Below are 614 nucleotides of genomic sequence, written 5' to 3' on the forward strand. Positions count from 1 at the left end.
CGTGACAGTTGTTCAGGTCGGTGGCCACCTGCGCGACCATCTCCTCCCAGGTGGGAGCCTCCACCAGCTGCCGGGCCCCACGGGCCAGCTCCTCCCGGTGGTGCAGGAGCACCTCACGGGTGCGCGCAGGATCCGCGACCTCCACCACGCCGCAGTCCAGGTGCTCCAGGAGCACGTCGAGGTCGCGCAGTTCCCCGAGCTGGCGGGCAGCCGGGCCCAGGGCACTGCGGGCTCGCCGCAGCTGCTTCCCGCACACGGGCTCCAGGAACTGCGCAAGTGCCCGCAGGCGTCTGGTGGACACCCGCAACCGGTGGACCTGCTCCACGCCCATCTCCGCCATGGCCTCCTGCCTGCGCTGGGCCAGGGTCCCCAGGAGGTCTGAGAGGATCAGCGAGGCAGCCCCGCCGACGTCGACGCCGTGACCGGGTTCTCCCAGGCGCGCTGCCTCGTCCACCCCACCGGTCCCGGCAGGCAGCGACGCGGCGTCCGCCCTGTCCGCTCCTGTCGAGCCCGAGTCCGCGCCCGCGCCATCGGTGCCCGCGCCATCGGAGCCCGTGTCCATCCTCGCGCCTGTCAGGGAGTGCCGAAGCCGTAGAGGTTCTGGGGGGTGTGGA

General features: G+C 72.8%; 1 protein-coding gene. It reads right to left on the bottom strand.

What is annotated here, in order from left to right:
• A partial coding sequence (locus FK530_RS24830; RefSeq protein ID WP_146489469.1) for a CHAD domain-containing protein occupies positions 1 to 562 on the bottom strand: 562 nt, incomplete at its 3' end.
• Between the last annotated feature and the right edge of the window lie 52 nt (positions 563 to 614).

The organism is Tsukamurella conjunctivitidis (assembly GCF_007858475.1).
Lineage (GTDB): Bacteria > Actinomycetota > Actinomycetes > Mycobacteriales > Mycobacteriaceae > Tsukamurella > Tsukamurella conjunctivitidis.